Genomic DNA, 25,893 nt, shown 5'->3' on the forward strand with positions numbered 1-25,893 from the left:
ACCTGATGCGTGACCTGATTGGCATCACATACGACGGAGTGTCAGGTGGCCCCGAGCTCACCGCGGCCGAGTGGCGGCAGGCCGAGACGAGCCTGTTCCTCCGTGCCAGCAACGACCTCGTCATCAGCGGCGTCCGCGGCGGAGCGGTCTCCAACACCGGGTTCTCCGTCACCATCGCCCCGCTGACCGTCGCCGTCCAGCCGTCCGCGTCGACCGGCGTCTACCGCGCCGCGTTCCCCGCCGGTGCGGCCGAGCTCGCCAAGACGATCAGCGCCGCCCACGCGACCCTGCCGCGGGTCGACGCGATCGACGTGAAGGTCTACGACCACGAAGCCGACGCCTCCAGCCTCCGCGGCGCCGACATCGTCTACACCGCAGGCACCGCCGCAGGATCACCCACCGCGCCCGCGTTCGCCGGGCAAGGCGTCAGGCTCGGCACGTTCGCTGTACCGGCCTCCGGTGGCGGCAACCCGGTGTGGACCATCAACCCGGCCCTCATCGGGTACGCGTCCGCCGGCGGCATCCTAGAAGTCTCATCCAGACCGAGCAGCCCGCGCCCCGGGACCGCGATCTTCAACCGGTCTACCGGCGTCATGGAGTACTACAACGGCACAGCGTGGGTGACGCTCCCGAACGGACTCGCCACAGTCAGGGACGACGAGACTGCGGACGAAGCCGCATACTCTGGCGCGACCTGGATCCCGGGCAGCACCCCGTGCGCTGTGGCCTTCACGGCTCCTCCGTCCGGCGCGGTGATGGTTCACATGAAGGCCTGCATCCTGTCCAGCATCAACGACAAAGCCGTCTGGGTCGATTCCGAGATCAAGACCGGGGCGTCTCTCGGCTCCGGCTCGGTCGTGTCCGGCGGGACCGCGAACAACAACGACGGCATCGTGCTCGGCGGCACCGTCACGTCCGGTGTCCCTCTCAAGCTGGACTCGGGCACTTTCAAGCTGGTCAGCGGTCTGACGCCGGGGAACTCCTACAACGCTCGCGTGATGTACGCGACCGAGGTCGGTGGAAACATCACGATCCTCTATCGGCAGCTCGTCGTTGTGCCGCTGTGACCGCCACCCCTCCCCTCCCGGCAGCCGAGTACCGGTTCTGGGCGTGCGACCTGCGCACCGGGAACAAGGTTGCCCAGTTGCCGTTGAAGCCGACCGGCGCATTGCCGGACCGGATCAGCGACGTCGGCACCACGGTGTTCGCGTGCGACCAGGCGGCGGTGCTGAGGGACGGCGGCGACTTCATCGGCGTCACCACCCCCGGCCGGACGTTGATCGTGGTGGAGCGCGAGTACGCGGGCGACTCGACGTCGGACATTCTGTGGGCCGGGATCGTCACCGCCCGCGACGCAGGCTCCGACGCCGAGGCGACCTTGAACTGTGCGACCGTCGGCTCGTACTTCGGCCGCAGGGACGTCGGCACCCACACGTATCTCGGCGGGCCTGGCGACACCGACGACCAGATCATCGCGGACCTACTCGCCGACGCCGCGCCCGAGGGTCTGGGGTTCATCCTCGACACGGACTGCCCGACGGTGCGCGCGGTCAAGTACCTCGACGCGGAACGCAAGAAGGTGCTCGCCTGCCTGAAGGATCTGTCCGACATGGAGGGCGGCCCCGAGTGGCGGATCGTCACCCGCTGGAAGACCGAAGCGCGCCTCGCCGTCGAGCACGTGTTCCTCGCCCGGCCGCGCCTCGGCTGGGCCGGCAGCCCGAACATCCGGTTCGACTACCCGGGCTGCATCAACAAGTACAACGTGACCGACGACTACACCGAGGGGCACGGCGCGAACCACATCCGCGCGGTTGATTCCAACGGTGGCGGGTCCGCGCCGGCCCGCGACACGCAGGGCATCACGTCGCAGGGCTGGCCCCGGTGGGAAGAGGACGTGGAAACGTCCGGCGATCTCGACGCTGCCGGGCTGACCGGTGTCGCGAAGGAGACGCTCACGAAGCGGGCTCGCGGGCAGGCGACGGCAAGCATCGCCGTTTCCCTCACGTATGGCCCGCAGTACGGGCGGGACTGGGTGCTGGGCGACAACGCGCTCTGGTTCGTCGCAGGCCCTGAGACGCCGGGTGCCGAGTCGCCGTCGCCCCGCCACCCTGACGGGCATTCCGAGGTGATCCGGGTGATCGGGGTCGCGCTCGACATCGGCAACGACACCCTCACCCCTGCCCTGTGGAACCCCTACGACGAGGAGACGACCGACTGATGGCTATCCCTCGTGCAGACGCGAATCTCGGGCAGCGGCTGAAGAAGCTTGAGGACGAGGTCCGCCGCATCAAGTTGATGCCGTCGCTGTCCCAGTCGGCGGTCGAGCCGCTCGCCGTGAGGGGCTCGGGGTGGTACGACTCGTCGAACGGGAACGAGCCGAAGTACTACGACGGCACGAACTGGGTCCCGGTGCGGGACGAGACGATCGCGGTCGCGCAGACCACGGCGGACACCGCGCAAGCTGACGCGACGCAGGCCGCGATCGATGCTGCTGCCGCTGACGCTGCTGCCGCACAGGCGGCTGCCGATGCGATCCTCGCTCAGGCTGCGGCCGATGCTGCACAGGCCGCTGCGGACCTCGCCGCTGCGCAGGCCGCTGTGTTGCAGGGCGAGCTCGACACCCTCAACGATGTCACGCTGCCTGCGTTGCAGACGGAGCTCGACGGGATCCTGCCGATCACGGAGACGGACATCGCGGACGACGCGATCACCACCCCGAAGATCGCGGCGAACGCTGTGACGGCGAACGAGATCGCGGCGAACACGATCACCGCGAACGAGATGGCCGCCGACTCGATCACCGCCAACGAACTCTCCGCCGGAGCGATCGACGGCCTGACCATCACCGGCTCTTGGATCCGGACGGCGGCAACTGGTGTACGGATCGGGCTGAACGACCCGACGTACCCGAACCAGACGGTGTACTACACCAACAACCCGGACGAGACTGCACCGGGCAGGATCATTCCGACCGGACTAGGCGGAGCGAGCCTGCAGCTTCGAGGGCCGGACGTTACGGCACTCGCCAGCCCAGCGACACTCGACCTTGGTGCGAACAACTCGACCGCCAAAAGCACCGTTGAGATCGACTCCGACAAGTTCAACCTCTTCTCCACCGAAACCCAGATCGACGGGTTCAGCACACTCCGGCTCGGCGACGGCTCCGACTACATCACCCTTGCTGGCCACACGATCGACGCAGAGGATGGCCCGCTCGCCCTCGTCGGCACCGGAGCGACGACCTCCAACGGCGTCCCCGTCGTCACCACCACCGACACGCAGGCCCTGACGAACAAAGACCTGTCCAGCGCCACGAACACCCTGCCTACCTCCGTCGCCACCCTCACCGGCACGCAGGCCCTCACCAACAAAGACCTGACGGCGTCCACCAACACGTTCCCCGGCCAGATGCTCACGCAGGTGCTGTCGGCGGCCATGACCGGGGGCGCTGTGACCGTGCCGACCACCGAGGCCGACATCACCGGCGCGACGCTCACCTTCTCGACCGCGAAGGCCAACGCCCGGTACGCCGTGACCGCGTCGTTCTACCTCGGCGCGAACACCGGCGGCACCGGAGTAGCGACCGGGAAGCTGAACATCGACGGGTCCAACCAAGCCGCGCAGGCGAACTTCACAGGTGCCACCACGCTCGACCGTGCCAACGTCGCGCAGTCCTGGACCGGCACCCTCGCCGCCGCTGGGTCCCACACCTTCAAGCTCCGCCACGTGATGTCCGGCGCAGGCACCTTCGCGATGAACCCCACCCACACCGCACTCACCGTCCAGATCTTCGAGTAGGACGAGACATGACAGGTGACGAATCCCCTCAAGAGGCATACGAACGCGGCACTGTCGCGGGCAAGATCGACGCCAGACTGGCCGGCCACGACAAGCACTTCGCGACCATCAACGGCAGCCTCGCAGACGTCGCCAAGGAGCTGCACGACCTCAAGCTGGCCGTGCAGCGACTAGGCGACCAGGCGGTCTCCAGAGACGCGACCGTCGTCACCACAGCCGCCGCCCTGAAGGACGCCGAGGATGCCCGCCGCTCCAAGACCGAGAGCGCCTGGAGCCCAGTGGCCAAGGCCATCGCAATCGGCGGCGTCGCGCTAGTTGCCATCGGAACCGTCCTAACTGTGCTGCTCCGATAACCAGCACCCCCGTGCACCACCCATGCCCCCCTAGACCACGGGAGCACCCCTGTGAACACCACACCGAGCCTGCGCCAGGCACCCGCATCGCTCCCACCGCCACCAACACGCACCGCAGCGAACGAGGAGTGATGGAACTGCCCGAAGCGGGGGTGATCGCGGCAGTTGCCACCGGCATCACCGCAGTCATCGGGGCTGTGTTCGCCTTCATCCTCCAAGTACGCAAACTCATGAACGCCCACCAGTTGGCCATGGCCAAGGTGAGGGCCGACCAGTACCTCGTCGACTTCGACGAGCTCGAAGACCTCAGATGGTGGCGCAGGCTAGCCATCGGCGTGGTCAACAAGTTCCTCGACGACTACGCGACCCGGCGGATCGACCCGCCAGTCGACGTACATGAGGAACTCGAATACCCACCGTTGACCAGGCCCAAATCGAAGCCACCGAGGAGGCGGCATCTCGATGAGTAGCGACCACCTAGAACAGCCCGGCGAGACAGGGATGCCGGAACCAGGCGGCGCAGAGAACGGGACCCCGGATCACCGGGCAGACAGCGGCTGGAGTTGGCGGCTGGTAGCAACCATGATCCTCGGCGCGATCCTCATCGTGCTCGTCATCATCGCGCTCGGCATCTACGGCGCAGACCGCAACGACAAAGCGAACACCTCCGACCAGACCCTCGGAGACCTCGCCGGCCAGATGCGCGCCGCGTGCCTCGCGAACCCGACCGAAGCCCGGAAGGTGTTCGGGGATGTGTGCGGCAAGGCGAAGGTCATCGACGACCGGCCGGTCGGGGAGAAGGGCGACCAGGGAGCCAAGGGCGACAAGGGCGACCCGGGCACGCCCGGCCTGACCACGGCGCAGGTCCAGGCGATCGTCGCGACCGCGATCCGCAACTATGAGCCGACCCTCACGCCGTCACAGGTGAACCAGATCGCCCGGGTCGCAGCACCCAAGGTCGTCCGGCCGCGAGACGGCAGGACACCGACCGAGGCGGAGTTGCAGCCGCTGGTGGCCGTAGCGGTGACGTCGTTCTGCGGCGAAGACCGGTGTGTCGGCAAAGGCTTGAAGGGTGACCCGGGCAAGGACGCGCCACCAGTCACCGACGAACGCCTCAGCGCCCTGATCGACACCTCACTGAAGGCGTACTGCGCACAGCACAACGGCTGCGTCGGCGCAGACTCCACGGTCCCCGGCCCGAAAGGCGAACAGGGCGACAAGGGCGCGAAGGGTGACCCCGGCGAGCCCGGACCCGACACCTCAGCAGTCAAGTGCGCCTCGATGAGCGGCGAGCTCCAGGAGCTGACCGTCACCACGACCGACCCGTTGACGCAGGCCAAGATCCTCGTCTGCGTCCTCAAGTAGACCCGACCGAGGGAGCCCACTCATGGCGAAACCGATGACCGCTGTGCAGGTACTGGCAGCGATGAAGCTCTGGGACGTCCCGTACAAGCAATGGCCGGGATGGACGACCCGCGGCCGCGACCCGGAGCACGGCCCGTTCAGCGACGTGCACGGCCTGGTGATCCACCACACCGGCTCGGACATCGGGCAGTCCGACGACTACCTCGACTTCCTCGCCACCCGCGGCAAGCCCGGTCTCCCCGGCCCGCTATGCAACGCGGCCACCGACATGGACGGCGACCTGTGGCTCATCGCCCAGGGCCGCGCCAACCACGCCGGCGAGGGGTCCAGCGCAACCCTCAACCACGTCATCAACGAGGACTACGCGGGCTTCAAGACCGAACTCAAGCCCGGCCCGGACAACATCGACGGCAACGCCGCCTACTACGGCAACGAAGTCCGTTACGACGGCGGACAGCCGATGACCGCGAAGCAGTACGCAGCCGTGACCCGCTGGGCAGCTGCGATCTGCCACTTCCACGGCTGGTCCGCGCTGTCGATCATCGGCCACCGCGAGCACACCGGACGCAAGCCCGACCCCGGCAGTTGCCCGATGAACAAGTTCCGCACCGACGTCGCCGCGCTCCTCAAGGCCGGACCGCCGAAGGCCACCAAGCCGCCCGTCACCCCGAGCCCTCCCAAGGAGGACGACATGCCCCTCAACGACGCCGACAAGAAATGGATCAGCGACGAGATCCAGCGCTACGCGTTCTGGACCCAGATCTACGACCTCATGATGGTCGACGAGAAGGCCGCCGCGCAGGAAGCCTACGAGCAGGAGTACGCCGCGCGTAAGGCAGCCGGCGCAACCGACGTAGTAGCGAAGGCAGCCGCCGCGTCCAAGGCCGCCGCCATCGTCCAGCCCGCGATCGCCGCCATGCTGAAGGCCCAGAAGGAGATCTGACCCATGCCCAACTTCCTGCGCCGCGACCCGGCCGCCTACGCCACCCTGATCCAGGCCGTCCTCGGACTCGCCTTGTCCTGGGGACTGTTCGGTCTCACCGAGACGCTGGTCCCGCTGATCATGGCCTGCGTCAACGCCGCGATCGGTGTCGGCGTCGCGCTCTACACCAAGCGGACCGGGTTCTCGTTCGCGATCGGCCTCGTCCAGGCAACCATCGCATTGATGGCCGGCTACGGACTCGAGCTGACCGTCGACCAGACGACCGGCGTGATCTTCCTGTCGACGATCGTGCTGGGCTTCTTCAACTGGACCTCGAACTCTGCGGCCGAGACCCCGAGCCTGCATGAGGAGCCGATGGTCGTACCGGGCACCGTCGTGAACCAGACGTTCGCGACAACCCCGGAGGTCGCCGACGCGCTCGCCAACAAGGCTGATCTGGCGGGCGGCGGGTTCTGATGGTCGCCGCCGCGCTCATCCTGTACGGCATCGCGTTCCTCTGCTTCCTCGCCGCCGCAGGGAACGTCGCCTCCCGCGTGAACCTCCTCGCAGCCGGACTCGCCTGCTGTGCGCTGTACTGGTTCCTGTCGGCACTCGTCCCGCTCGTCAGCTAGCTGCACCCCGGACACACGAACGCCCCCGCCTACATGGCGGGGGCGCTTCGTCGCGTTGTGCGGCCGACGGGTACTACGCAGCCGCGATCGCGACAATCGCGCGCAGCACCTCGATCTTGTTCGAGTCCGACGAACCACGGTCGTCCTGGTAGGCGAACGCGTACACACCGATCGTCCTCGCCGTCGGCACCTGCACCAGCCGGACATCCGACCCGGTCAGGTCACCCTCGACCACCGGCGAGATCGCCGAACCCATCACCGTGCCGTAGTCGGAACCGAACCCAGTGGTCACGTCACCGGCGCGCAGAGCCAACTGCGGCCGCGTCACTGCGTTGTCCGTGCTCGCCGCCGTGCGACGGAAGAACGCCGACGTGTTGATCAGCCAGGTACCGGCCGGGAGCGTGAACTCGCCCAGCTTCGTCTTGTTCGTCTTCCACGAACCGCCGACCTTCTCGATCGGCACCTCGTTGTAAACGGCAACCAGCCTCGCGCCGCCCTTCACGTCCGGGGTGCTCGTGTCCTTCAGGAACGCCTCCCGGTCGGCGGGGGCGATCTCCTTCGCCCCCAGCGACCCATCCTTGATCTCGACGCCGTCCAGCGAACCATCCACGACCTGCGTCTTGGCGACGGACCGCGGGCACAGCGGGTACATCAGGTTGGTGCAGTCGCTGGCCGCGTTCGCGACGGTCACACCGCCGACGAGCAGCGCCACTGCACCGACACCGGCGATCGCAGTCCGCGCGACCCGGCTTGCCCACACCGTCGAGGCTGCGGTCTTGAGCTTGTTCATGTGACTCCTTTGGATCCGGCGACTCCCTCTGAGCAGCCAGCACACCAGCCCCCAGCGAGGGCCGATGCTGACTGTTCAGACGACGGCGACGATCCGGCCGAGCCTCTTGTTGAACTGCATGGTTCCCCCTTTGCCCACCCTGACCGGGTGGGCGTTTTTGTGCGTTCTAAATGGTTCGAACCTGCCATGAGCCGCCCCCAGTTCCAGCGGCTCAGCGCTCCGGGGGAGTAGCCGAACCGGCGAGCTGGTAGACGCCGCGCGTCGGCTGCTCCAAGTGCTTGTCCTCGACGAGCTTCTTCAGCACCGCATGCAACTGCGACGGCTTCAACCCGACCGCCTTCTCAATCTCCGCTGTCCGCGTCACGCCCTGCCCCACCACCGCCAGCACCCGCTGCCACGACGGCTTGTCCTGCTGAGCGACCGGCGCAGACGGGAACTGCACCACCTTGAACGCAGCCGGCTGATCGTCGGTACCCTCGTCATCCAGGTCCGGCTCGGCGCGCTCGGGCTGGACCGTGCCGCTCTCCAACTGCTCGACGTACAGCCGGTTCGCCTCCTGCTCCTCGACCGCCGCCTCCTGACGGAGCTGATACACCTCACCAGCCGCACCCGCTGACAACGCGTCAAGCTTCGGCATCGGGTACCGCTTGAACCACGCCTCCGGAGACTCCAGATACTCCGACCGGAACGGCGCCGTCCTGCTCCCGTCCGTGCCGATCGAATACCCGAACCCCGCGATCTTCGGCAGCGTCTCCGGGTCGACCGGCAGCCCAGGCAGCAGGTTCTTCGTCTGGTTGCTGCCGGTCTTCATAACGATCAGGTTCGCCGTCAACGACGCGCGCAGGATGTCATCGCCCAGCGACGTCAGGCCAGCGCCCTGCGTCAGTCCGACGAACGAGATCCCGACCTTCTGTGTCTTCCGGGCCAGCTCCTCCAGTTTGCTGCCGTACTTCTTGATCGACATGTGGCACTCATCCAGGAACACCACGATCCCAGGACGCTCCGGGGTCGGGTCGAACCGCTGCCACTTCCGCTGGCTGTTCTGCTTCTCCCGCGCCTCCGCGATCCTCTCTAGCGCACCCATCATCTTCGCCGTGCCCTCGCTGGAGACGTACCAGTCGGCGTACTCCTGCAAGTCCGGTGACGACGCCCCACCCTGAGGATCCACGAACCACACGACCGCGTTCCCCGACGCCATGTAGCCCGCCGCGAGCAACTCCATGAGCCGCGACTTCCCGATGCCGGTACCGGCGATGATCAGACCCGACAGCCACGACCCGGTCATCGGCTTCTCGCCCGGCTGCCACATCCGCCACCTGGCGAATCCATCCCCGTCGCCGTACGGGCCGACCTCGATCATGTGCCGCTGGTCGCCGACGATCCGAGCCCCGGAGTACGGCATCGTCTGATCGATCGGGGAGTGCTGCACCACCGTGAGCTTCACGTGGTTCGGGTTGTGATCCGGGTGCGGCTCGAGGACGAGTTGCTTCACAGGGGTGAACAGGCCGCCCGCGATCAGCTCGAGCTGGGACAGCGTCCCGCTGATCGTCTGCTTCCCGGGACGAAGGTTCACGGTGTACGACTCGCAGTTCGCCCTCGATGTGTCCTGGTCGGTCAGCTTGCTGCCCTGCAGGACAGCACCAGGTGCGCCGAGATTCTCGGCCCACAGGACGGGGATCGACTGGTCGACCGAGACGGGGACGGCCGCCCGGGACGGGGCCAACGGATGCTTGGGACGGTTCGCCTTCCACCAGGACGAGGACGACACGATCACCCCGACCATCCACACCAGCGGCGCCTCGAAGGACGGGCCCTGCGTCGCGGCGAACAGGAGCCACACCGACGCGACCCCCGCGGCGAGGTGCACGTTCGTCCGCCACTTCGGCGTGCGCTTGCCCGCCATCCATCCGGTCCACGCGATCAGCGCGACAACCGTCGCCGCGAAGAACAGCGGCAGCATCGGGTCATCCGACAGCCAACGCATCAACCACGTGACCGCGCCGAGCACGAACACGATCAGGCCGAGCGCCCACGGCACCCACTGCGGCTTGAGCAGCGTGACCGCGCTGCTCGCGCGCCGCTCCTTCCGCGCCCGCGCCGCGTCCGCCTGGATCGTCCGCGCTTCCTGCCGGGTCAGTGGCCGCCGATACCCGCCGGGCCGATCGACCACGGCAGCCAGGTCATGCAACAGCCGCTCACTCTCCTTTCGCCTACCCATCCGAGTGCTCCTTCCTGTCGAAGTCCGGTCCGGTGAAGTCCGGTGGACTGAGATCCCTCGATTGGTGCTCCAACGCCCGGCCGCGCGCACGTGCGCGTACGCGAGGAACCGGACCTATGTCAAGCGCCCCGGCCCGGACAACCGGACCGGAGCGCCATTGGTCTGCGGGATCAGCGGCCAGCGGTGAGGAACTCCTTCGTACCTGCACCCGGCGTCGCGTCGTAGGCTTCCTGGACACGCTTGTGGGCGATGAACTCCTGGCCGGCGCCGCCCATGATCGAAGCGATCTGGCCGAAGAGCTCGCGCGCGTTGGCGAAGGCGGCGGTCGCGACACCGCTGACGCCGCCCGCGATGATCGCGGCCTCGGTCTGCTCGAGCGAGTGGACCATGGCGTTGCACGCCTGCACGGTCGTCCCGCAGTAGTCGATGGCCGGGTCGAGGCCGATGATCTCGGTGTCGGTGGGGATCGTGGTGGTCATGGTGGTTCCTTCCTGGGTGGTGGTGCTGGCGAGAGGAGTGGTTGTCTGGTTGTCCGGTACGTAGTCCGGTACGTAGTCCGGCGGGTAGTCCGGTGCGGTCTGGTCTTCGTGGTGCTGGTTGCGTTGCTCTTGCCGGTCCCGGCAGGACAGGCAGATCTCGCCGTCGACGACGCTCGTCCCGTGGCACTCGGGGCAGCCCCGGACTCCGGTCGGGTCAGTCGGGTCATCTCCGAAGCGGAGGTCTGCCCCGTCCTCGGTCGGGACGACATGCGGGTCGGGGGCAGGACGGTCCTCGTCCTGAGGACGGGACGGCGCATTGGGGACGACCTGCCCCGGGACGGTGACCTGACCAGGACGAGGACGGGTCGCCCTTGCCCTGCGGCGCTCGTCTGCCCTGACCCAGCCCCTGTCCCAGGACCGGCGGATGCCCCGGCCCGCGTCCTGCCCCAGGCCCGCGAAGAACTGGGTCGCTGCCCCGCGAGGACGAGAGGCCGAGGCCGGGGCAGGGGACGAGGACCGTCCTGCCTTCTTCGCCGCATGCCGCTGGGACAGGTCGTCCCACGCGTCGTCCCACAGTTGCCCCCAGTACCGGCCCGCTGCCCCCGACTTCCGCCGGGCGCTGGCCGCCGCATACCGGGGCGGAGTCCCGCCGCGCGCCGTGTGAATGATGTCCTCAGCGCCGCGCTTCACGATCACGGACATGATCGCGACCACGACCAGGATCTCCATCAGGCTGCCTCCTCTTCCTTCTTCAGGGCAGCCAGCAGGGCCTGCGCCTTATCTGTCCCGATCCCGAGGGCAGCCTTCAGGGCAACCCGTCCGATCGGCTTGCCCTCGTGGCTTGCCCTGTACTCACGGTCGGCGTGCCTTGCCCTCTGCAGTTCGACCTCATCGACCTTGCCCTCTGCCCTGCCCTCGACCTGCGGGGCAGACCTCGGCTTGCCCTGACCTGAGGGCAGGGCCGGGGCAGTGACCTTGACCGGGGCGGGGGCAGCCTTCTTGACCGGGACGGGAGCTGCGTCCGGGGCAGGCTTGCCCTCGACCTGGGGCTTGCCCTCGACCTTGCCCTGGACCTTGACCTCCGGGGGCGAGGTCTTCACCGACACGATCAGGTGAACCGTCACCGTCAGGGCCGCCGGCGGAACCGACCCGACCAGGACGACCAGCAGCAGACCCTGGGACAGATGCCCCGTCGCCGCCAGATGCCCTGCCCCGTTCCCCAGGACGGACAGGCCAGCAGCAACCCAGGTCATCCAGGCCGCGTAACGACGTGCCTCCTTCGGGGCGGTCGGGTCCAGCCACACCAGACAAGCAGTCATCCCCAACGCATCCAGCGCCAGCGGCAGCAGCCACGACGACCGCTCACCCCACCCGGTGAACACGGCCAGCGACGCCAACGTCGAAAACGACGCGACGACCGCAGCAACCGTCACCACGGTGAGGCCGAGACCGAGCAGGAAGCGGCGCATCAGTCAGCGCCCCGAGATGATCGCGGAGAAGGTGTCCCAGGTGGTCGCGCCGATCTCAGTACCGGTTGCATTCGCGAGAGCGACGATGCTCGCGAACCCAGTCGCGGCCAGGATCGACGGGAACACGAAGGCAAGCCACGGCGTGAACCGTGTCGGCGGCCGCGACTTCGGCTTCATGTGCAGGAAGAGGACGATCCCGATCGCGACGGTGAGCAGGAACGGAAGCCCAACGCCGAACAGGCGGACCGACGCGGACTCCGTTGCGCGGGCCGCGGATCCGCCGATGCGGTCGAGGATCCGGTTGACGACGCCACCGGCGATCGACAGGCCAGCGAGGAGCATCAGCCAGGGGACGGCGTTCTTGCCCGCCTTGTAGTGATTCAGCACCAAGCCAGCGACCAGGGCGACGGCACCGATGCTCGCGGCGGTGAGGGTGACCATGACGAACTCCTTTCAGTGGAGGGTGAGGTAGATGAAGGTGCCGAGCACAGCGGCCACGGCGAGACGTGCGGGGCGCTCGACGATCCACAGCGCCGTGTAGGCGAGCGCGTGGAGGGGGAGCGCGATGACAGTGGCGTAGGCGGCACCCGCGAACCGGGCGAACCCGTCCGCGTGGGTCCAGCGCCCGTAGACGCCGTACAGCCACACCTTCCGCAGCGACGGCCGGTCGTCCGACCAGATGTCAGGCGGGCAGACGAAGTCGACGATCGCGGCCGTGTTGATGACCGGCTTGGCCGGCGCGGGGTCGGGGGTGGCGCGGGACGGGAGCGGCGTCACGGTAGCGACGTGCTCGAGCGTGTCTTGGGGGCGTTCCATGGCGCTCATCGGGTCCTCCTCACGGTCTTCGCGAGCTGGTCAGCGGCGGCGATCAGGGTTTGCACGAGGTGGTCGGTGTGCGGTCCGACCTGTGCTTGGTCGACGCGGGGGTCCATCACGGTCGCCCGGAAGTAGTCGACCGCCGCGTTGAGCTTCTCGACGGGGGTGCGGGAATGGCCGATCCGGATGATGAAGGCGGCGCGACGCTTCTTCGTGCGCTCCTCAGCCCTGTGCGGCTTCCTGACCGGCTCGAGGCCGCGGTCGAAGGGGGTCACGACGTCGGCCGCCATCAACCCTCACCGCCCGGGACCCAGAAGTCCCACCAGTGCTCCTTGATGCCCTCGACGTGGACCTTGTACTGGTCCGCCCACCAGGCAACGCCGGAGCCGCGCCCGTCAAGGTCGCGCGCCATCTGCTCGATGCGCGGCTTGATCGCGGCGTGGTCTTCGGGGTCGGCGGTGATGGTGAGAGGCTGGTTGGTCCACTCGCGGCCGTTACCGATGTTGCGGAGTGTCAGCTTGAGCTTCTGCTGGCGTGCCATCAGCTCGCCTCCCAGAACGGGACCGGAACGGCGCCGGGCTGCTCGCCGTCCTCCTGCGTGCGCGGCTGCCTCCACGCGGGATGCTTGCCCTCATAGGTGCAGTGGATCTTCCGGCCGTCGGTCGCGAGGACCCCGATCCATTGGGCGTCGCCGTATCCGGTGCGGACGACAGCGCCGGGCAGGAACAGTTCGGTCACGGTCATCTCGGTCGGCGTCTCGTCATCGGTGCCGCGACGGATCGCGATCACGTCGCCGTCGTACAGGTCGCGGACGAAGCACGGCTCGAAGCCTGCTCCCGCGAGCATCGTCTCGACCTCGTCGCTGAACCTTGTGACTCGCATCCCGTGACCTCTTCCTCTCGCGCACCCGCACGTACTGCGCGCGCGTAAAGTCCTACCGTAGGTCACTCGTACGTACGAGGCAACATGTCAACATCCCCCCGCGTGTCGCTGGTAAGATCAGCGCTGTACGGCAGTTGGCGTAATGGCCCGGGTGACCGGGAGCTGCTCGCACATCGCATCGGCACTGTCCGGACAGGTTGGCCGAGAGACTTACTGCGAGGGGTTAGCGCACCGGTCATGGGACCGGAGGACGAGGTTCGATTCCTCGACTGCCGACTTGACCAGCACAGGGACAGACGACCGCTACGCTGAGCACATGCCGATCGACCTCACTGCGCTGATCGACCCCCACGGGCAACTCGCGAAGCACAGGCAACTCGCCGCCGCCATCCGAGACGCCATCGACGACGGTCGACTCGCGCCAGGGGAAGAGCTACCCAGCGAGCAAGACCTGAGGAACGCGACCGGCATGTCCCGCGACTCCATCCGCAAAAGCGTCCAACTGCTCGCGGGGGAGGGGCTCGTCGTCGTCCGGCACGGCGCACGCACCAAGGTCTCCGAAGCGCCACCCGAGCGCAGCATCAACGCCGACCGGTACGCCAAAGAGCTGCGCCGCCTCAAGTCCGGCGAACCCCACCCGCTCACCTCCGCGTTCACCGAAGACCACGGCATCACCTGGGCCGAATACACCGTCGAAATGGTCGTCGCCAAAGAACACGCCACAGCCGAAGACGCGCGCCGCCTCCTCGTACCAGAAGGCACCGACATTCTTCGCCGCCGGTTCACCAAGTACGCCAAAGGGGAACCCGTCGAGTTGCAGCGGTCCGCGATCCCGTGGGAGTTGGCCGGCGAGACACCCGTCGCCAGCCCCGGCAAGCAGCCGTGGCCGGGCGGCACGATCGCCGAGCTCTACTCGCTCGGGCTCGAGGTCACGAAGGTCACGCACGACGCGAAGGCCCGGACCCCGCGGGACGAAGAACGCCGTGCGCTGGGCATGGAAACACCCGGACCCGTGTTCGACATGGTCCGGGTGTTCTGGGTGGGGGATCGGCCCGTGGAAGCTTCACGGGTCATCGCGCCGGGGGAGCGGAACGTGTTGCACTACGAGGTGGAGCTCGACCTCACCGAGGAATGACTGGTTCGCTCATCCTGCCAACGTAGACCGGTTCCGGCGGTCCTTGGCGGTCGTGGCCCCACCCTTGCTCGGCTTCGGCGGTGGTGGCGGGTAGCCAGGTTGGCCGGGCTTCGGCTGACCAGCGTCGATCGCGCGGTACCCGCCACGACCGGGCGGAAGGTTGTATCGGCTCATGCCTCCTCCTATGTGCAGGTTTGGCGATTACCCCCCAACCTGGCACGAAGTTTTCGGGCCGACAGTTCCGGGGGGATTGGTCATCAGCCATCTGCGCTCTCGTCGTCGCAGTACCCGCCTTGCTGCACGTACGGGATGTGCAACTTCCCGGCCGCGGCACGCAGATCCGCTTCCGGCACCTGCGTGCGAGTCGTCGGGCCGCCGAACGTATTCACGTACACGATCTGCATACCCAGCATCCGGGTTGGCGGGTTCTCCCGGAACGCCGTCCACGGCATCACGTCCCCCGCGTTTCCCTCCTTCACGTTGCACGACCGACAGAGCATGCCGCGAGTCAGCCCCGTGTCCCAGTCGTGGTCCTCAACCAGAGATCCCCAGTCCGGAACAGCGCACACCGCGCAGCGGCCGTCCTGCCACAACCGCAGAAGGTCGTCATCGGAAGGGGGCGCGCGGTGCACCTGATGCCACTCCGCGACAAGCTCCTCGCGGGTCGCCACGGGCCAGGTGTGGCACGCCGGCACGTCACTCACGATGCCTCCTCGTCGTCGCCGTTCAACCATGCGGCGAGCTTGTAGCCCGGGAACTTGTCCAGCCTGCCCCGGTTCCGCTTGTACCGCATCGTCGTATCCAACGACTTGTGCCCCACCGCGTCCTGCACTTCCTCGACCATCGCGCCAGCATCCAGCGACAACGTCACGAACGCATGCCGCAACGAGTGAGGCGACACCTTCTCCCCGTGCGGAACCTTCGCCGCGACAGCCACCTGCTTCACAATCCGCTGCACCTGCCGCGGTGAGATCCGCCCCTGCCTCGTCACGATCAACGGCCCGCTCGTGCGCCCATCCAGGTACGCCTCCAGCGCAGCGACAGCACCCGCCACCAACACGATCCGCTGCCGCGCACCGCGCTTCCGGGTCACATCCAACGTGAAGTGACCACGCTCGTGACCCAGATCCCCGACATCCGACATCACCAACTCGTTGACCCGGATCCCCGTCAGCATCAGCACCGAGATGACCGCCAACTCGCGCGGGCCGAACTCGCCGGCCGCCTTGATCACGGCCCGCGCCTCATGCTCATCGAGGCCGAACGTCGTCGAATGGGACGAGTCCACATTCGGCCGCTTCACGTGCGCCGTTGGGGAGCGGTCCAGCACCTCCTCCTGCACCAGGTACTCGTACCACGACGACACGCCAGATAGGCGGCGGGCAACGCTCGGGTCATGCCGGGCCTCGTAGCCGCAGTACCGCTGTCTCCACGCGTCAAGGTGCACCCTGATTGCCAGCAGGGGATCCAGATCGATCTCCTCGCAGAACTTCAGCCACATCTTCATGTCCCGCGCGTAGGCCCGCCGCGTGTGAGGGCTGTCGTACCCGGCGAGCCAGGACGCGACCAGCACCTGCACGCGCCGCGTCGGGCCGTACTGGGCGACCTCGGCGGCAAGGGAGGAGACCGGGACCAGATCGCTCACGGCGCAATGCCTTCCGTCCAGTGCGGGTTTGCGGCGCGGAATTCGCGATACGCCTCCGACTCGCCCAGGCCCATGAAGTGGTACGGCCCGCCAACAGCGGACTCGTTCACCATCGGCACCATGGGGCAGCCCGTCAGGTTGCGGACCATCTGGTCGAACACCCACTGCTTGTGGTGGCCGCCGTCGTACCGGGCGCACTCGGCGGCGATGTCGAGCGCGCCGGCGACGTTGGGCTGCTCGGGCGCGGGGTGGGCGACGATCTGGAATCCTCCCTCTTGCAGCGCGCGGATGATCTTGTCTCCGCCCTGGTGGTCTCGCGGCATTGCCTCGCCGTCGTGCAGTTCCTCGTGGCGTGCGGTCAGTGTGTTGATGACGATGTCGCGGGCGTGCTGGTTGCTCATTTCATGCTCGCTTTCTCTGCGTATTTGAAGTCCGGTTTTTGTTTATGAGAAGAAGCTGAGTGGCAGATAATATGCATTATCAGACTAGATATTTGAAACGGTTCAGCCAGCTTGGTTAGGAGAAGAACACTTTCCATAACCTATTGGTCGTTTCATGAAGCACCGCCCGTTCGCCAGTTGCGGCCTCCTCGGGAAACGTGGTCGCCGCCATGCCCCGGAGACTTGATGCAGGGGATGTGACTGGCGTCAGGGTGCGTAGCGTCGCAGTCCGCGTGGAGCTCCCGCTTCACGGCGGCGGCCGCGGCCTCAACCATCCGGGTCCGCGTGTCCTCCTCGATCAACGGGGCGACGGCGCCAAGCACTGCCTGCGCCAACTCGATAGCCCGGTCGCGGCGGAACTGCCGGATCAGCCCGGCGTGATTCTCGATCGTCTCGTCGAACGCCGCCGGGTCGATCGCCACGGCAGCCGGGGAGACGTACTGCTCGAACCGCCCGCTCAGGTCACTCATCGTCGACCTCCACGATCCGGCCCATCCATGCCGAAATGAACACGAGCAGGATGCCTCCAAGTCCTAGGACCCAATGCAGCACTCCGCTCCGACCCGTGAGGCAGTACGCCACTACGCCCGCGATGCCGACGACCAGAAGCACCCGACCAATCAGGTTGTGGATCACGACTGCTCACCGCCAGCCAGCAGGGCATCTGCGAGGGCGAGGGTGTCGGGCTGCGGCTTGAACAGGGGAGCGCCACCGAACGCACGCGGGCTGCGGGTCAGCCGCTCCGCCTCGGCGCGGAGGATCTTGGCGATCAGCTTGCCCTTCTCGGGATCCAGGGAGGCGATGTAGCGGCCATCAGTGGTCGAGACGTCGACCGCGGCCACCATCCCGCGCGTCGTGCTGACGATCTTGTCGTTGATCACATCAGCGCGTCCTGCTTCACCGGTCGCGACCGCGCGCCACGGCCCCTCGGTCGCTTCCCCTGCCCGCTTGTCGAGCAGGTCAGCGGCAGCGAGCAGGTGATCCGCCGGCGCGGTCACGACTCGGCCCCGTTGAGCTCGGCCTGGGCCTCCGTGTACGCCGCCATGAACCGCTCGACATGCTCGGCATACGTGTCTTCGCCGGTCTCCTCGTCGCACTCAATCCCCTTGTGCAGGTCGTAGTCGGCGAACGAGATCACCTTGCGGAGCGCCTTGTCGACCGCGGCACGATCCAGGCTCGGCGCTTCGGCCGCGCTCAGATTCTCGCGCAAGGCGACCGTGTCTTCGTCCTCCATCACGGCGATCAGTTCGTCGAGCCGCGGCCGCGGTACCCGGTTGAGTGCGAAGCGGAAGAACATGTCTCGCATCTCCGCGAGGCGCTCAGCGTGATACAGCTCGACAGCGCGCTCGTACGCGTCGCTCACGCCGAGGCCTTCCCCGCGAGCAGCTCCAGCACCGCGTCAGCCGCGGCACCCAGTGCGATCTCGTCCTGATCCGCGAATGCGTTGAGCGGCCGGAGCGCGTCCTTCAACTCACCCCAGGTGACATCCGGGTGGGACGCGACCACCGGCCGGTCGGACGGCCCAACCGTGTCGGTCAACAGCTGCAGGTGCCGAGCCTCCATGCTGCACACCCGACCGTGCTCGATGTCGCGGACAACGACCTGCGCCCGGTCCGGGCCGTCGAGGTGACTGAACGGCAGGAACACGTCCTGGATCTCGACCTTCGCGCCCGTCGCGATCTCGGTCGTGCCGTGGCTGTTCGTCCCCGCGAGCAGGGTCTTGGCGGTGCGGCCTACGTGCTTCGCCTCGATGACGATCATTCTGTTCTCCTTCTTCGGGTGTTTGCAGTCTGTCGAGAAGCGCCCCCAGTTCCCTCCCCCCGATCTGTGGGGGAACTAGGGGCGCTCCGTGGAGAGGCCAGGGCGCCGGGCCGGTGAGGGGATGTGGGGTTCGGCACCGACGCCCTGACCGGTCTAGTTGGGCGGGTTGTCCCAGAGGCGCTCCGACGGCAACGGCCGGCCAGGCTGGTCGCCCACGGGGTCGTTCGTCACCCGCAGCCCGGCGAACCGGCGAGCCATCGCCTTCGCGTACCGCTGGGCCAGCTCCGGCTCCGCGGTGTAGTCCGCGATCACGTACCGGCCGAACCAGACCCGGACCCGACGCTTCTGCTCCTGCTGCTCGACTCGCTCTGCTACCTGCTCGCTCATCTCTGACTCCCCTTCGTCCGGGTCGGGCACTGCTGCTCCCCAGTTGGTGATGCTCGGTTGCTTGTTGGTTTTGCGTGGCCTCAGGTGCGCGGTGAAGCGATCACCGCTCCCGATCCCTTGCGGGGGTTCGGGTTTCCGTTGCTGTCGAACGCCGGCCGCTTCGGGCCGCTCGTCCGGGTGAGCTTTACGGGGCGGGTGTCCTTGGTGCTCATCTCGTCCTCCGAGGCTGGCTGGTTACCGATGACCCCACCCTGCACCAACTTGTTGCAACAAGTCAACAAGTCAAGCCAAACATGTTCAAAGAAGCCAACAAGTTGCTACGCTCACGCCATGGCCCTCAAGCTCAACGAGCAAGTCGTCACGCGCATCAAGCCCCACCCGCCCCTACGCGACCAGCTCGCCGACCACATCCGGCAAGCCATCGCCACCGGCGACCTCCAGCCCGGCGACACCATCCCCAGCGAGCCGAAGATCGAAGCCGCCACGCGCATCAACAGGTCCACCGTCCGGTTCGCGCTGAAGGCACTCGCCGACGAAGGCCTCATCGTCCGCTCCCACGGGAAACCCACCACCGTCGCCGAAGCGCCACCCGTCCGGGAAATGTCCACCGGCCGATACCGCAAGCAACTCGCCGACCTCCGCGCAGGGATCCGCGAAGACACCGCGGCCTTCGTCACCGACCACGGCGCCACCTGGGACGACTTCACCGTCGATGCCGAGTACAGCGAAGAGGTCGCCACCGACGAAGACCAGCGGCGACTCGGCATCCGCGCCGGCAGCAAAGTCATCCGGCGACGGCTCGTGAAGCGGCTCAAGGGTGAGCCGATCGAGATCCAGCGATCCGCCGTCCCGCTCAAGTTTGCCAAGGGGACCGTGCTGGCAGACCAGAGGGCTCAGCCCTACCCGGGCGGCACCCTCGCCGAGCTGTACGACGCTGGGCTTATCCCCGACGGCGCGGAGGTCAGCGCAGACCACGAAGCCAAGGGGCGCATGCCGAACACCACCGAACGCCGACTCCTCCAGATGGAGACAGCCGGCCCGGTGTGGGACATCGTCAGAGTGTTCTCAGTCGACGGCGTACCCGTCGAAGTCAGCAGGGTCATCGCGCCGATGGCGCGGAACGTGCTGCGCTACGAGACAGACTTGAGCTGAGCCTGGATGCGGGCAGCCTCGCGAGACTTCGCTGCGGCGGTCGCCTCCAGTTCGGCAACGATCCTCTCCGACCGCTCGACCTGGAACGCCAGAGCCTCCCGGTCATCCGGGTTCGCCTCCAACGCGGCACGATGGGCGCGGAGGTTCTCCAGCTCGCGGACCGCAGCGGCAGCATCGGCGTTCGCCTCGGCGATAAGCTCAGCGGCAGTGGCGCTCGGTTCGTAGTGGCCCATGGCCCGAGGGTAAGAGCCATGTTGCAACAAGTCAACAACGCTCGAATCGTGTTCCGTGCCCGTTCCGTCAGGCTCCCGCTGTTCCGTGGCTGCTCCGTCCGCCATGAGTGCCCAGTTGCATCCAGTCGTGTCCAGTCGCATCCGCATAACCGCAGGTCAGAGCCACCCGGTGCCTGCCAAGCGTAAGGAGATAGCGTTATCCGCATGTTGCTCAGGATCTTCACCGAACCGCAGCAAGGCGCCTCGTACGACGATCTGCTGGCGGTCGCGCGCAAGACGGAGGAGTGCGGCTTCGACGCGTTCTTCCGTTCCGACCACTACCTGGTGATGGGAGACCAGGACGGCCTCCCTGGTCCGACCGACGCGTGGATCACGCTGGCCGGCCTCGCCCGTGAGACGAGCCGGATCAAGCTCGGCACGCTCGTCAGCTCGGCGACCTTCCGCAACCCCGGCGTGCTGGCGATCTCGGTCGCGCAGGTGGACCAGATGAGCGGCGGGCGCGCCGAGCTCGGCCTCGGCGCGGGCTGGTACGAGGCGGAGCACGCGGCGTACGGGCTCGACTTCCCGGACACGCCGGGGCGGTTCGACCTGCTGACCGAGCAGCTCGAGCTGATCACCGGGCTGTGGGACACGCCGCTGGGGGAGACGTACGACTTCGCCGGCGAGCACTACCAGCTGAAGGACTCCCCGGCGCTGCCGAAGCCGGTGCAGCAGCCGCACCCGCCGGTCATCGTCGGTGGCGCGGGTAAGAAGCGGACGCCCGCCCTCGCGGCGAAGTACGCGGCCGAGTTCAATGCGGGCTTCCGGTCGGTCGAGGAGACGAAGCTGCTCTTCGATCGGGTTCAGGAGGCGTGCCGGGCGATCGGGCGCGATCCGCAGACGCTGGCGCTCTCCACTGCCCACACCGTTGTCGTGGGCAAGGACGACGCGCAGGTGAAGCAGCGGGCCGCGGCGATCGGCCGTGACGCCGACGAGCTGATCGAGAACGCCGTCGCCGGTACTCCGGCGCAGGTCGTCGAGCGGCTGGGCCGATTCGCCGAGGCGGGTTCGCAGCGGCAGTACGTCCAGATCATGGACCTCGCGGACCTCGACCACCTCGACCTGATCGCCGCCGAGGTCCTCCCGCAAGTCTCCTGAATCAGCCCCTCGCCGGCCGCCGCATCAGTACCCCGGTCAGGGCGTACAGCGCGGCGGACCCGGCGAGGGCGAGCGGCAGACCGCCGACATCGGCAACCAACGCGATCAACAACCCGCAGATGACCGCGCCCAGGTACTCGGCCTGCGCGAGGAACGAATGCGTCGTAGCCCGTACTTCGCTCGTCGTGCGCGCGTTGACCCAGATCGTCGCGATCAGCCGGGTCAGCGGCGCGGCGATCCCCGAGACGACCACGAGCGCCAAACTCCCGCTGACCGCGTCCGGCGCGAACGCGAGCACCGCCATCCCAACTGCCCCGACAGCTGCGGAAACACCATAGGAGTGGCGCGCGTGCTCCCCATCGAGCCGCTTCTCCACAGCGCGCAGCACGACGGCGCCAACCACGAGCGCCACGAACCCGAGCACGGTGAACCAGACGATCGGATCAAGCTCGGGTAGTCCCAGCTCGACCAGTTGCTTCGGCGCAAGGCGCCCGCCGGCATTGACAGCCCCGTTGATCAGGAACGTGGCCAGGAAGATCCGCAGGATCTCCGGGCTCCGGCGTACCAGCATGAGACCGCGGCGGAAGATCGCCCACGATGCCGACCACCGCGCGACGCGGGTCGGCACGAACCGCTCCTCGGTGAACCGGAACGCGACATAGAACGCCAGCAGCAGCATCGCCGAGCCGGCGAGCACGATCGCGATGTCGCGCCGGGTCGCCCACGCCAGCGCGCCGATCCCGAGGAGTCCCACCGCCGCGCCGCTCAATTGAGCCCGGGCCGCTCGGGACAGGACAGCCGAGATCCGATCCGGCTGGTCCAGCTCGTCAGTGATCCAGGCGATGTCCGATCCACTCGCAAACGTCCACGACAACCCCCACAGCACCTGCGTCCCGAGCAGCAGCGGGAACGAGGTGACCAGCCCGGTGGTGAGCATCGCGGTACCCATCAGCACCTGCGACAGCACCAGCGACCACTTCCGGCTGATGGTGTCGGCGAGTACTCCGGCCGGCACCTCGCTCACGAGCGCGAACAACCCATGCGCGGATCCGATGAGCACAAGCTCGGACGCGGTCAGTCCGGCGTCGACCACCAGGTAGACGCTGGCGACCAGCCACCAGCCGCGGTGCAGAGCCGCCCGCATCCACGTCCATCGGACGAAGGCAGTGACCAGGCGGCGTTGGTACTTCGTTCGGCTCAAGGTGGCCAGCAGTCCAGCAGCACACGCCGTACCCGGGCAACCGAATTCGGCGGGCGTGGCGGGTTGTCGGGAGATCGCGGGCGTGATGCGGTGAACTGGGTGCGACCTGGTGACTCGATGTCGTGTATCTTGATGTCGAGAGACATTGTGGAACGGGAACAGTTAGGGCAGCCTGATCTCCCGGCCGGGCCGGCGGCTCGGCAGGATGTGCTTCAGCGGAACAGGACCGGATAGAGGAGCAGGTTGATGGCCAGCGTCGACAGCTTCGGTGCCAAGGGTGCACTCGAGGTCAACGGACAGTCGTACGAGATCTTCAGGTTGGCGGGAATCGAGGGCGCGGAGACGCTGCCCTACTCCCTCAAGGTGCTGCTCGAGAACCTGTTGCGCACCGAGGACGGCGCGAACATCACCGCCGACCACATCACCAAGCTCGGCAGCTGGGACCCGAACGCGGCCCCCGAGACCGAGATCCAGTTCACCCCGGCGCGGGTGATCATGCAGGACTTCACCGGCGTGCCGTGTGTCGTCGACCTGGCCACCATGCGCGAGGCGGTCGCCGAGCTCGGTGGCGACCCGGCCAAGATCAACCCGCTGGCCCCGGCGGAGCTCGTCATCGACCACTCGGTCATCACCGATGTCTTCGGTCGCCCGGACGCGTTCGAGCGCAACGTCGAGTTCGAATACCAGCGCAACGGCGAGCGGTACCAGTTCCTGCGCTGGGGCCAGACCGCCTTCGACGACTTCAAGGTCGTCCCGCCCGGCACCGGCATCGTGCACCAGGTCAACATCGAGCACCTGGCGCGCACAGTGATGGTCCGCGACGGCGTGGCCTACCCGGACACCTGCGTCGGCACCGACAGCCACACCACGATGGTGAACGGCCTCGGCGTGCTCGGCTGGGGCGTCGGCGGTATCGAGGCGGAGGCGGCCATGCTCGGCCAGCCCGTCTCGATGCTGATCCCGAAGGTGGTCGGCTTCAAGCTGTCCGGCTCGGTGCCGCCCGGAGCGACCGCGACGGACGTCGTCCTGACCATCACCCAGCAGTTGCGCAAGCACGGTGTGGTCGGCAAGTTCGTCGAGTTCTACGGCGAGGGCGTCGCGGCGGTGCCGTTGGCCAACCGCGCCACCATCGGCAACATGAGCCCGGAGTTCGGCTCCACCTGCGCGATCTTCCCGATCGACGACGTCACCCTGGACTACCTGCGCCTCACCGGCCGGCCCGACCAGGACGTCGCGCTGGTCGAGGCGTACGCCAAGGAGCAGGGCCTGTGGCACGACCAGTCGGTCGAGCCCCGTTTCTCGGAGTACCTCGAGCTCGACCTGTCCACCGTCGTACCGTCGATCGCCGGCCCGAAGCGGCCGCAGGACCGGGTCGCTCTGAGCGAGTCCAAGGAAGCCTTCCGCGGGGCGCTCACCGACTACGCGACCGAGGAGCTCGACGTCGACCCGTCGGAGATCGGCAGCTTCCCGGCCAGCGACGCGCCGAACGGCCACGGCAACGTCAACGACGAACCGCACGTGCCGCACGGCGCCAACGGCCGCCCGTCGAAGAAGACGAAGATCAGCATGAACGGCCAGGAGGTCGAGCTCGACCACGGCCATGTCGTGATCGCCAGCATCACCTCCTGCACCAACACCTCGAACCCGTCGGTGATGCTCGCCGCCGCGCTGCTGGCGAAGAACGCCGTCGACAAGGGCCTGGCGAGCAAGCCCTGGGTCAAGACGTCACTTGCGCCCGGCTCCAAGGTCGTCACCGACTACTACGAGAAGGCCGGCGTCACGCCGTACCTGGAGAAGCTCGGCTTCCACCTGGTCGGCTACGGCTGCACCACCTGCATCGGCAACTCGGGCCCGCTGCCCGAGGAGGTCTCGGCGGGCGTGCAGGAAGCCGACCTGGCCGTCGTCTCGGTGCTGTCCGGCAACCGCAACTTCGAGGGCCGGATCAACCCGGACGTGAAGATGAACTACCTCGCGTCGCCGCCGCTGGTGATCGCCTACGCGCTGGCCGGCACGATGGACTTCGACTTCGAGACCGATCCGCTGGGCCAGGACACGGACGGCAACGACGTGTTCCTGAAGGACATCTGGCCGGCCGCGGACGAGGTGGAGAAGGTGATCGCCTCCTCGATCAACAAGGAGATGTTCACCAAGGACTACGCCGACGTGTTCGCCGGTGACGAGCGCTGGCAGTCGCTGCCGACGCCTGAGGGCAAGACGTTCGACTGGGACGCCGACTCGACGTACGTGCGCAAGCCTCCGTACTTCGACGGTATGGCGAAGGAGCCGTCGCCGGTCACCGACATCGCCGGCGCCCGAGTGCTCGCCAAGCTCGGCGACTCGGTCACCACGGACCACATCTCCCCGGCCGGTTCGATCAAGGCCGACAGCCCGGCCGGCCAGTACCTGGCCGAGCACGGCGTGGACCGCAAGGATTTCAACTCGTACGGCTCGCGCCGGGGCAACCATGAGGTGATGATCCGGGGCACGTTCGCCAACATCCGGCTGCGCAACCAGATCGCGCCGGGCACCGAGGGCGGCTTCACCCGCGACTTCACCAAGGACGACGCGCCTGTCACGTCGATCTACGAGGCCGCGGAGTCGTACGCCGAGGCCGGTACGCCGCTGGTGATCCTGGCCGGCAAGGAGTACGGCTCCGGGTCGTCCCGCGACTGGGCCGCGAAGGGTACGGCGCTGCTCGGCGCGAAGGCGGTCATCACCGAGTCGTTCGAGCGGATCCACCGGTCGAACCTGATCGGTATGGGCGTCCTGCCGCTGCAGTACCCCGAAGGCGAGAACGCGGAGTCCCTCGGCCTGACCGGCGAGGAGACCTTCGACATCACCGGTGTGGTGGCGCTGAACGACGGCGAGATCCCGCGCACCCTGCACGTCAAGGTCACCGGCACGGACGGCTCGGTCAAGGAGTTCGACGCGGTCCTGCGCATCGACACCCCGGGCGAGGCGGACTACTACCGCAACGGCGGCATCCTGCAGTACGTGCTCCGCTCCCTGCTCGCCGCCTGACCTGTGAAGTGAGCAACCCCCTGTACGGCGTACGTCGTATGGGCTGATTCCGACCGA

The 25,893-nt window shown here is 67.5% G+C and carries 33 protein-coding genes; 13 read left to right on the forward strand and 20 right to left on the reverse strand.

Annotated features, from left to right (window positions below):
- The first annotated feature begins 5 nt into the window (after positions 1–5).
- From ACFPJ1_RS40765 to ACFPJ1_RS40805, 9 genes are all read left to right on the forward strand, one after another.
- The gene (locus tag ACFPJ1_RS40765) at positions 6–1,067 is read left to right on the forward strand and encodes a DcrB/PsbP domain-containing protein (protein ID WP_380111748.1); all 1,062 of its coding nucleotides are present in this window, start codon (positions 6–8) and stop codon (positions 1,065–1,067) included.
- A complete protein-coding gene (locus ACFPJ1_RS40770; RefSeq protein WP_380111749.1) occupies positions 1,064–2,218 on the forward strand; it encodes a hypothetical protein in 1,155 nt (384 codons plus the stop codon). Before ACFPJ1_RS40765 ends, ACFPJ1_RS40770 begins: the two co-directional genes overlap by 4 nt.
- Positions 2,218–3,798 (forward strand): hypothetical protein, encoded by a 1,581-nt coding sequence (locus ACFPJ1_RS40775; RefSeq protein WP_380111751.1) that lies wholly within the window; start codon positions 2,218–2,220, stop codon positions 3,796–3,798. The genes ACFPJ1_RS40770 and ACFPJ1_RS40775 overlap by 1 nt, the downstream gene beginning before the upstream one ends.
- A gap of 8 nt (positions 3,799–3,806) precedes the next feature.
- On the forward strand, positions 3,807–4,151 hold the full coding sequence (locus ACFPJ1_RS40780) for a hypothetical protein (RefSeq protein ID WP_380111753.1): 345 nt from the start codon (positions 3,807–3,809) through the stop codon (positions 4,149–4,151).
- 131 nt (positions 4,152–4,282) lie between these two features.
- The gene (locus tag ACFPJ1_RS40785; RefSeq protein WP_380111754.1) at positions 4,283–4,621 is read left to right on the forward strand and encodes a hypothetical protein; all 339 of its coding nucleotides are present in this window, start codon (positions 4,283–4,285) and stop codon (positions 4,619–4,621) included.
- A complete protein-coding gene (locus ACFPJ1_RS40790) occupies positions 4,614–5,516 on the forward strand; it encodes a hypothetical protein (RefSeq protein ID WP_380111755.1) in 903 nt (300 codons plus the stop codon). The genes ACFPJ1_RS40785 and ACFPJ1_RS40790 overlap by 8 nt, the downstream gene beginning before the upstream one ends.
- 22 nt (positions 5,517–5,538) lie before the next feature.
- On the forward strand, positions 5,539–6,459 hold the full coding sequence (locus tag ACFPJ1_RS40795) for a peptidoglycan recognition protein family protein (protein ID WP_380111757.1): 921 nt from the start codon (positions 5,539–5,541) through the stop codon (positions 6,457–6,459).
- 3 nt (positions 6,460–6,462) lie between these two features.
- Complete coding sequence (locus ACFPJ1_RS40800; protein WP_380111759.1) at positions 6,463–6,915, forward strand: hypothetical protein; 453 nt, start codon at positions 6,463–6,465, stop codon at positions 6,913–6,915.
- A complete protein-coding gene (locus ACFPJ1_RS40805; protein ID WP_380111760.1) occupies positions 6,915–7,070 on the forward strand; it encodes a hypothetical protein in 156 nt (51 codons plus the stop codon). The genes ACFPJ1_RS40800 and ACFPJ1_RS40805 overlap by 1 nt, the downstream gene beginning before the upstream one ends.
- Positions 7,071–7,143: 73 nt before the next feature.
- Here the strand turns inward: ACFPJ1_RS40805 and ACFPJ1_RS40810 are convergent, their stop codons facing one another.
- The 9 genes from ACFPJ1_RS40810 to ACFPJ1_RS40850 form a co-directional block, all read right to left on the reverse strand.
- Entirely contained in the window at positions 7,144–7,860 is a 717-nt protein-coding gene (locus ACFPJ1_RS40810) for a hypothetical protein (protein WP_380111761.1), read from the reverse strand.
- Between the two features lie 211 nt (positions 7,861–8,071).
- Positions 8,072–10,078 carry a hypothetical protein gene (locus ACFPJ1_RS40815; protein WP_380111762.1) on the reverse strand — a complete coding sequence of 669 codons (2,007 nt, stop codon included), beginning with the start codon at positions 10,076–10,078 and terminating at the stop codon, positions 8,072–8,074.
- 170 nt (positions 10,079–10,248) lie between these two features.
- Positions 10,249–11,286 carry a hypothetical protein gene (locus ACFPJ1_RS40820; protein ID WP_380111763.1) on the reverse strand — a complete coding sequence of 346 codons (1,038 nt, stop codon included), beginning with the start codon at positions 11,284–11,286 and terminating at the stop codon, positions 10,249–10,251.
- Positions 11,286–12,026: a DUF2637 domain-containing protein gene (locus tag ACFPJ1_RS40825; RefSeq protein WP_380111764.1), complete on the reverse strand. Its 741-nt coding sequence runs from the start codon at positions 12,024–12,026 to the stop codon at positions 11,286–11,288. The genes ACFPJ1_RS40820 and ACFPJ1_RS40825 overlap by 1 nt, the downstream gene beginning before the upstream one ends.
- A gap of 3 nt (positions 12,027–12,029) precedes the next feature.
- Positions 12,030–12,467 carry a hypothetical protein gene (locus ACFPJ1_RS40830; protein WP_380111765.1) on the reverse strand — a complete coding sequence of 146 codons (438 nt, stop codon included), beginning with the start codon at positions 12,465–12,467 and terminating at the stop codon, positions 12,030–12,032.
- A 12-nt stretch (positions 12,468–12,479) separates the two neighbouring features.
- Positions 12,480–12,851, reverse strand: a complete 372-nt coding sequence (locus tag ACFPJ1_RS40835) for a hypothetical protein (protein WP_380111766.1) — start codon at positions 12,849–12,851, stop codon at positions 12,480–12,482.
- Positions 12,848–13,132 (reverse strand): hypothetical protein, encoded by a 285-nt coding sequence (locus tag ACFPJ1_RS40840; RefSeq protein WP_380111767.1) that lies wholly within the window; start codon positions 13,130–13,132, stop codon positions 12,848–12,850. The genes ACFPJ1_RS40835 and ACFPJ1_RS40840 overlap by 4 nt, the downstream gene beginning before the upstream one ends.
- A complete protein-coding gene (locus ACFPJ1_RS40845) occupies positions 13,132–13,383 on the reverse strand; it encodes a hypothetical protein (RefSeq protein ID WP_380111768.1) in 252 nt (83 codons plus the stop codon). Before ACFPJ1_RS40845 ends, ACFPJ1_RS40840 begins: the two co-directional genes overlap by 1 nt.
- Positions 13,383–13,724 (reverse strand): hypothetical protein, encoded by a 342-nt coding sequence (locus ACFPJ1_RS40850; RefSeq protein WP_380111769.1) that lies wholly within the window; start codon positions 13,722–13,724, stop codon positions 13,383–13,385. Before ACFPJ1_RS40850 ends, ACFPJ1_RS40845 begins: the two co-directional genes overlap by 1 nt.
- Before the next feature lie 316 nt (positions 13,725–14,040).
- Between ACFPJ1_RS40850 and ACFPJ1_RS40855 the strand changes: the two genes are divergently transcribed.
- Entirely contained in the window at positions 14,041–14,859 is an 819-nt protein-coding gene (locus ACFPJ1_RS40855; RefSeq protein ID WP_380111770.1) for a GntR family transcriptional regulator, read from the forward strand.
- Between the two features lie 257 nt (positions 14,860–15,116).
- Here the strand turns inward: ACFPJ1_RS40855 and ACFPJ1_RS40860 are convergent, their stop codons facing one another.
- The 9 genes from ACFPJ1_RS40860 to ACFPJ1_RS40900 all read right to left on the reverse strand — a co-directional run bounded on the left by ACFPJ1_RS40860 (position 15,117) and on the right by ACFPJ1_RS40900 (position 19,092).
- A complete protein-coding gene (locus tag ACFPJ1_RS40860) occupies positions 15,117–15,563 on the reverse strand; it encodes an endonuclease domain-containing protein (RefSeq protein WP_380111771.1) in 447 nt (148 codons plus the stop codon).
- Positions 15,560–16,504, reverse strand: a complete 945-nt coding sequence (locus ACFPJ1_RS40865) for a tyrosine-type recombinase/integrase (protein WP_380111772.1) — start codon at positions 16,502–16,504, stop codon at positions 15,560–15,562. The genes ACFPJ1_RS40860 and ACFPJ1_RS40865 overlap by 4 nt, the downstream gene beginning before the upstream one ends.
- Positions 16,501–16,905, reverse strand: a complete 405-nt coding sequence (locus tag ACFPJ1_RS40870; protein WP_380111773.1) for a hypothetical protein — start codon at positions 16,903–16,905, stop codon at positions 16,501–16,503. The genes ACFPJ1_RS40865 and ACFPJ1_RS40870 overlap by 4 nt, the downstream gene beginning before the upstream one ends.
- A gap of 152 nt (positions 16,906–17,057) precedes the next feature.
- The gene (locus ACFPJ1_RS40875; RefSeq protein ID WP_380111774.1) at positions 17,058–17,414 is read right to left on the reverse strand and encodes a hypothetical protein; all 357 of its coding nucleotides are present in this window, start codon (positions 17,412–17,414) and stop codon (positions 17,058–17,060) included.
- Positions 17,407–17,580: a hypothetical protein gene (locus ACFPJ1_RS40880; RefSeq protein WP_380111776.1), complete on the reverse strand. Its 174-nt coding sequence runs from the start codon at positions 17,578–17,580 to the stop codon at positions 17,407–17,409. The genes ACFPJ1_RS40875 and ACFPJ1_RS40880 overlap by 8 nt, the downstream gene beginning before the upstream one ends.
- Positions 17,577–17,942 carry a hypothetical protein gene (locus tag ACFPJ1_RS40885; RefSeq protein WP_380111777.1) on the reverse strand — a complete coding sequence of 122 codons (366 nt, stop codon included), beginning with the start codon at positions 17,940–17,942 and terminating at the stop codon, positions 17,577–17,579. Before ACFPJ1_RS40885 ends, ACFPJ1_RS40880 begins: the two co-directional genes overlap by 4 nt.
- The gene (locus ACFPJ1_RS40890) at positions 17,939–18,307 is read right to left on the reverse strand and encodes a hypothetical protein (protein WP_380111778.1); all 369 of its coding nucleotides are present in this window, start codon (positions 18,305–18,307) and stop codon (positions 17,939–17,941) included. The genes ACFPJ1_RS40885 and ACFPJ1_RS40890 overlap by 4 nt, the downstream gene beginning before the upstream one ends.
- Entirely contained in the window at positions 18,304–18,705 is a 402-nt protein-coding gene (locus tag ACFPJ1_RS40895) for a hypothetical protein (protein WP_380111779.1), read from the reverse strand. The genes ACFPJ1_RS40890 and ACFPJ1_RS40895 overlap by 4 nt, the downstream gene beginning before the upstream one ends.
- Before the next feature lie 153 nt (positions 18,706–18,858).
- Complete coding sequence (locus ACFPJ1_RS40900) at positions 18,859–19,092, reverse strand: hypothetical protein (protein WP_380111780.1); 234 nt, start codon at positions 19,090–19,092, stop codon at positions 18,859–18,861.
- 84 nt (positions 19,093–19,176) lie between these two features.
- Between ACFPJ1_RS40900 and ACFPJ1_RS40905 the strand changes: the two genes are divergently transcribed.
- The gene (locus ACFPJ1_RS40905) at positions 19,177–20,244 is read left to right on the forward strand and encodes a GntR family transcriptional regulator (RefSeq protein WP_380111781.1); all 1,068 of its coding nucleotides are present in this window, start codon (positions 19,177–19,179) and stop codon (positions 20,242–20,244) included.
- Here ACFPJ1_RS40905 and ACFPJ1_RS40910 read toward each other — a convergent pair.
- Positions 20,223–20,477 carry a hypothetical protein gene (locus ACFPJ1_RS40910; protein WP_380111782.1) on the reverse strand — a complete coding sequence of 85 codons (255 nt, stop codon included), beginning with the start codon at positions 20,475–20,477 and terminating at the stop codon, positions 20,223–20,225. The genes ACFPJ1_RS40905 and ACFPJ1_RS40910 overlap by 22 nt on opposite strands.
- Positions 20,478–20,681: 204 nt before the next feature.
- Between ACFPJ1_RS40910 and ACFPJ1_RS40915 the strand changes: the two genes are divergently transcribed.
- Positions 20,682–21,614 (forward strand): LLM class F420-dependent oxidoreductase, encoded by a 933-nt coding sequence (locus tag ACFPJ1_RS40915; RefSeq protein WP_380111783.1) that lies wholly within the window; start codon positions 20,682–20,684, stop codon positions 21,612–21,614.
- Between the two features lies 1 nt (position 21,615).
- Here ACFPJ1_RS40915 and ACFPJ1_RS40920 read toward each other — a convergent pair whose 3' ends face one another.
- Positions 21,616–22,815: an MFS transporter gene (locus ACFPJ1_RS40920; protein WP_380111784.1), complete on the reverse strand. Its 1,200-nt coding sequence runs from the start codon at positions 22,813–22,815 to the stop codon at positions 21,616–21,618.
- A 246-nt stretch (positions 22,816–23,061) separates the two neighbouring features.
- Between ACFPJ1_RS40920 and acnA the strand changes: the two genes are divergently transcribed.
- Positions 23,062–25,836 carry an aconitate hydratase AcnA gene (gene acnA / locus ACFPJ1_RS40925; RefSeq protein ID WP_380111785.1) on the forward strand — a complete coding sequence of 925 codons (2,775 nt, stop codon included), beginning with the start codon at positions 23,062–23,064 and terminating at the stop codon, positions 25,834–25,836.
- Positions 25,837–25,893 lie beyond the last annotated feature (57 nt).

It is taken from the genome of Kribbella qitaiheensis (genome assembly GCF_042657745.1).
GTDB classification, from domain to species: Bacteria; Actinomycetota; Actinomycetes; order Propionibacteriales; family Kribbellaceae; genus Kribbella; species Kribbella qitaiheensis.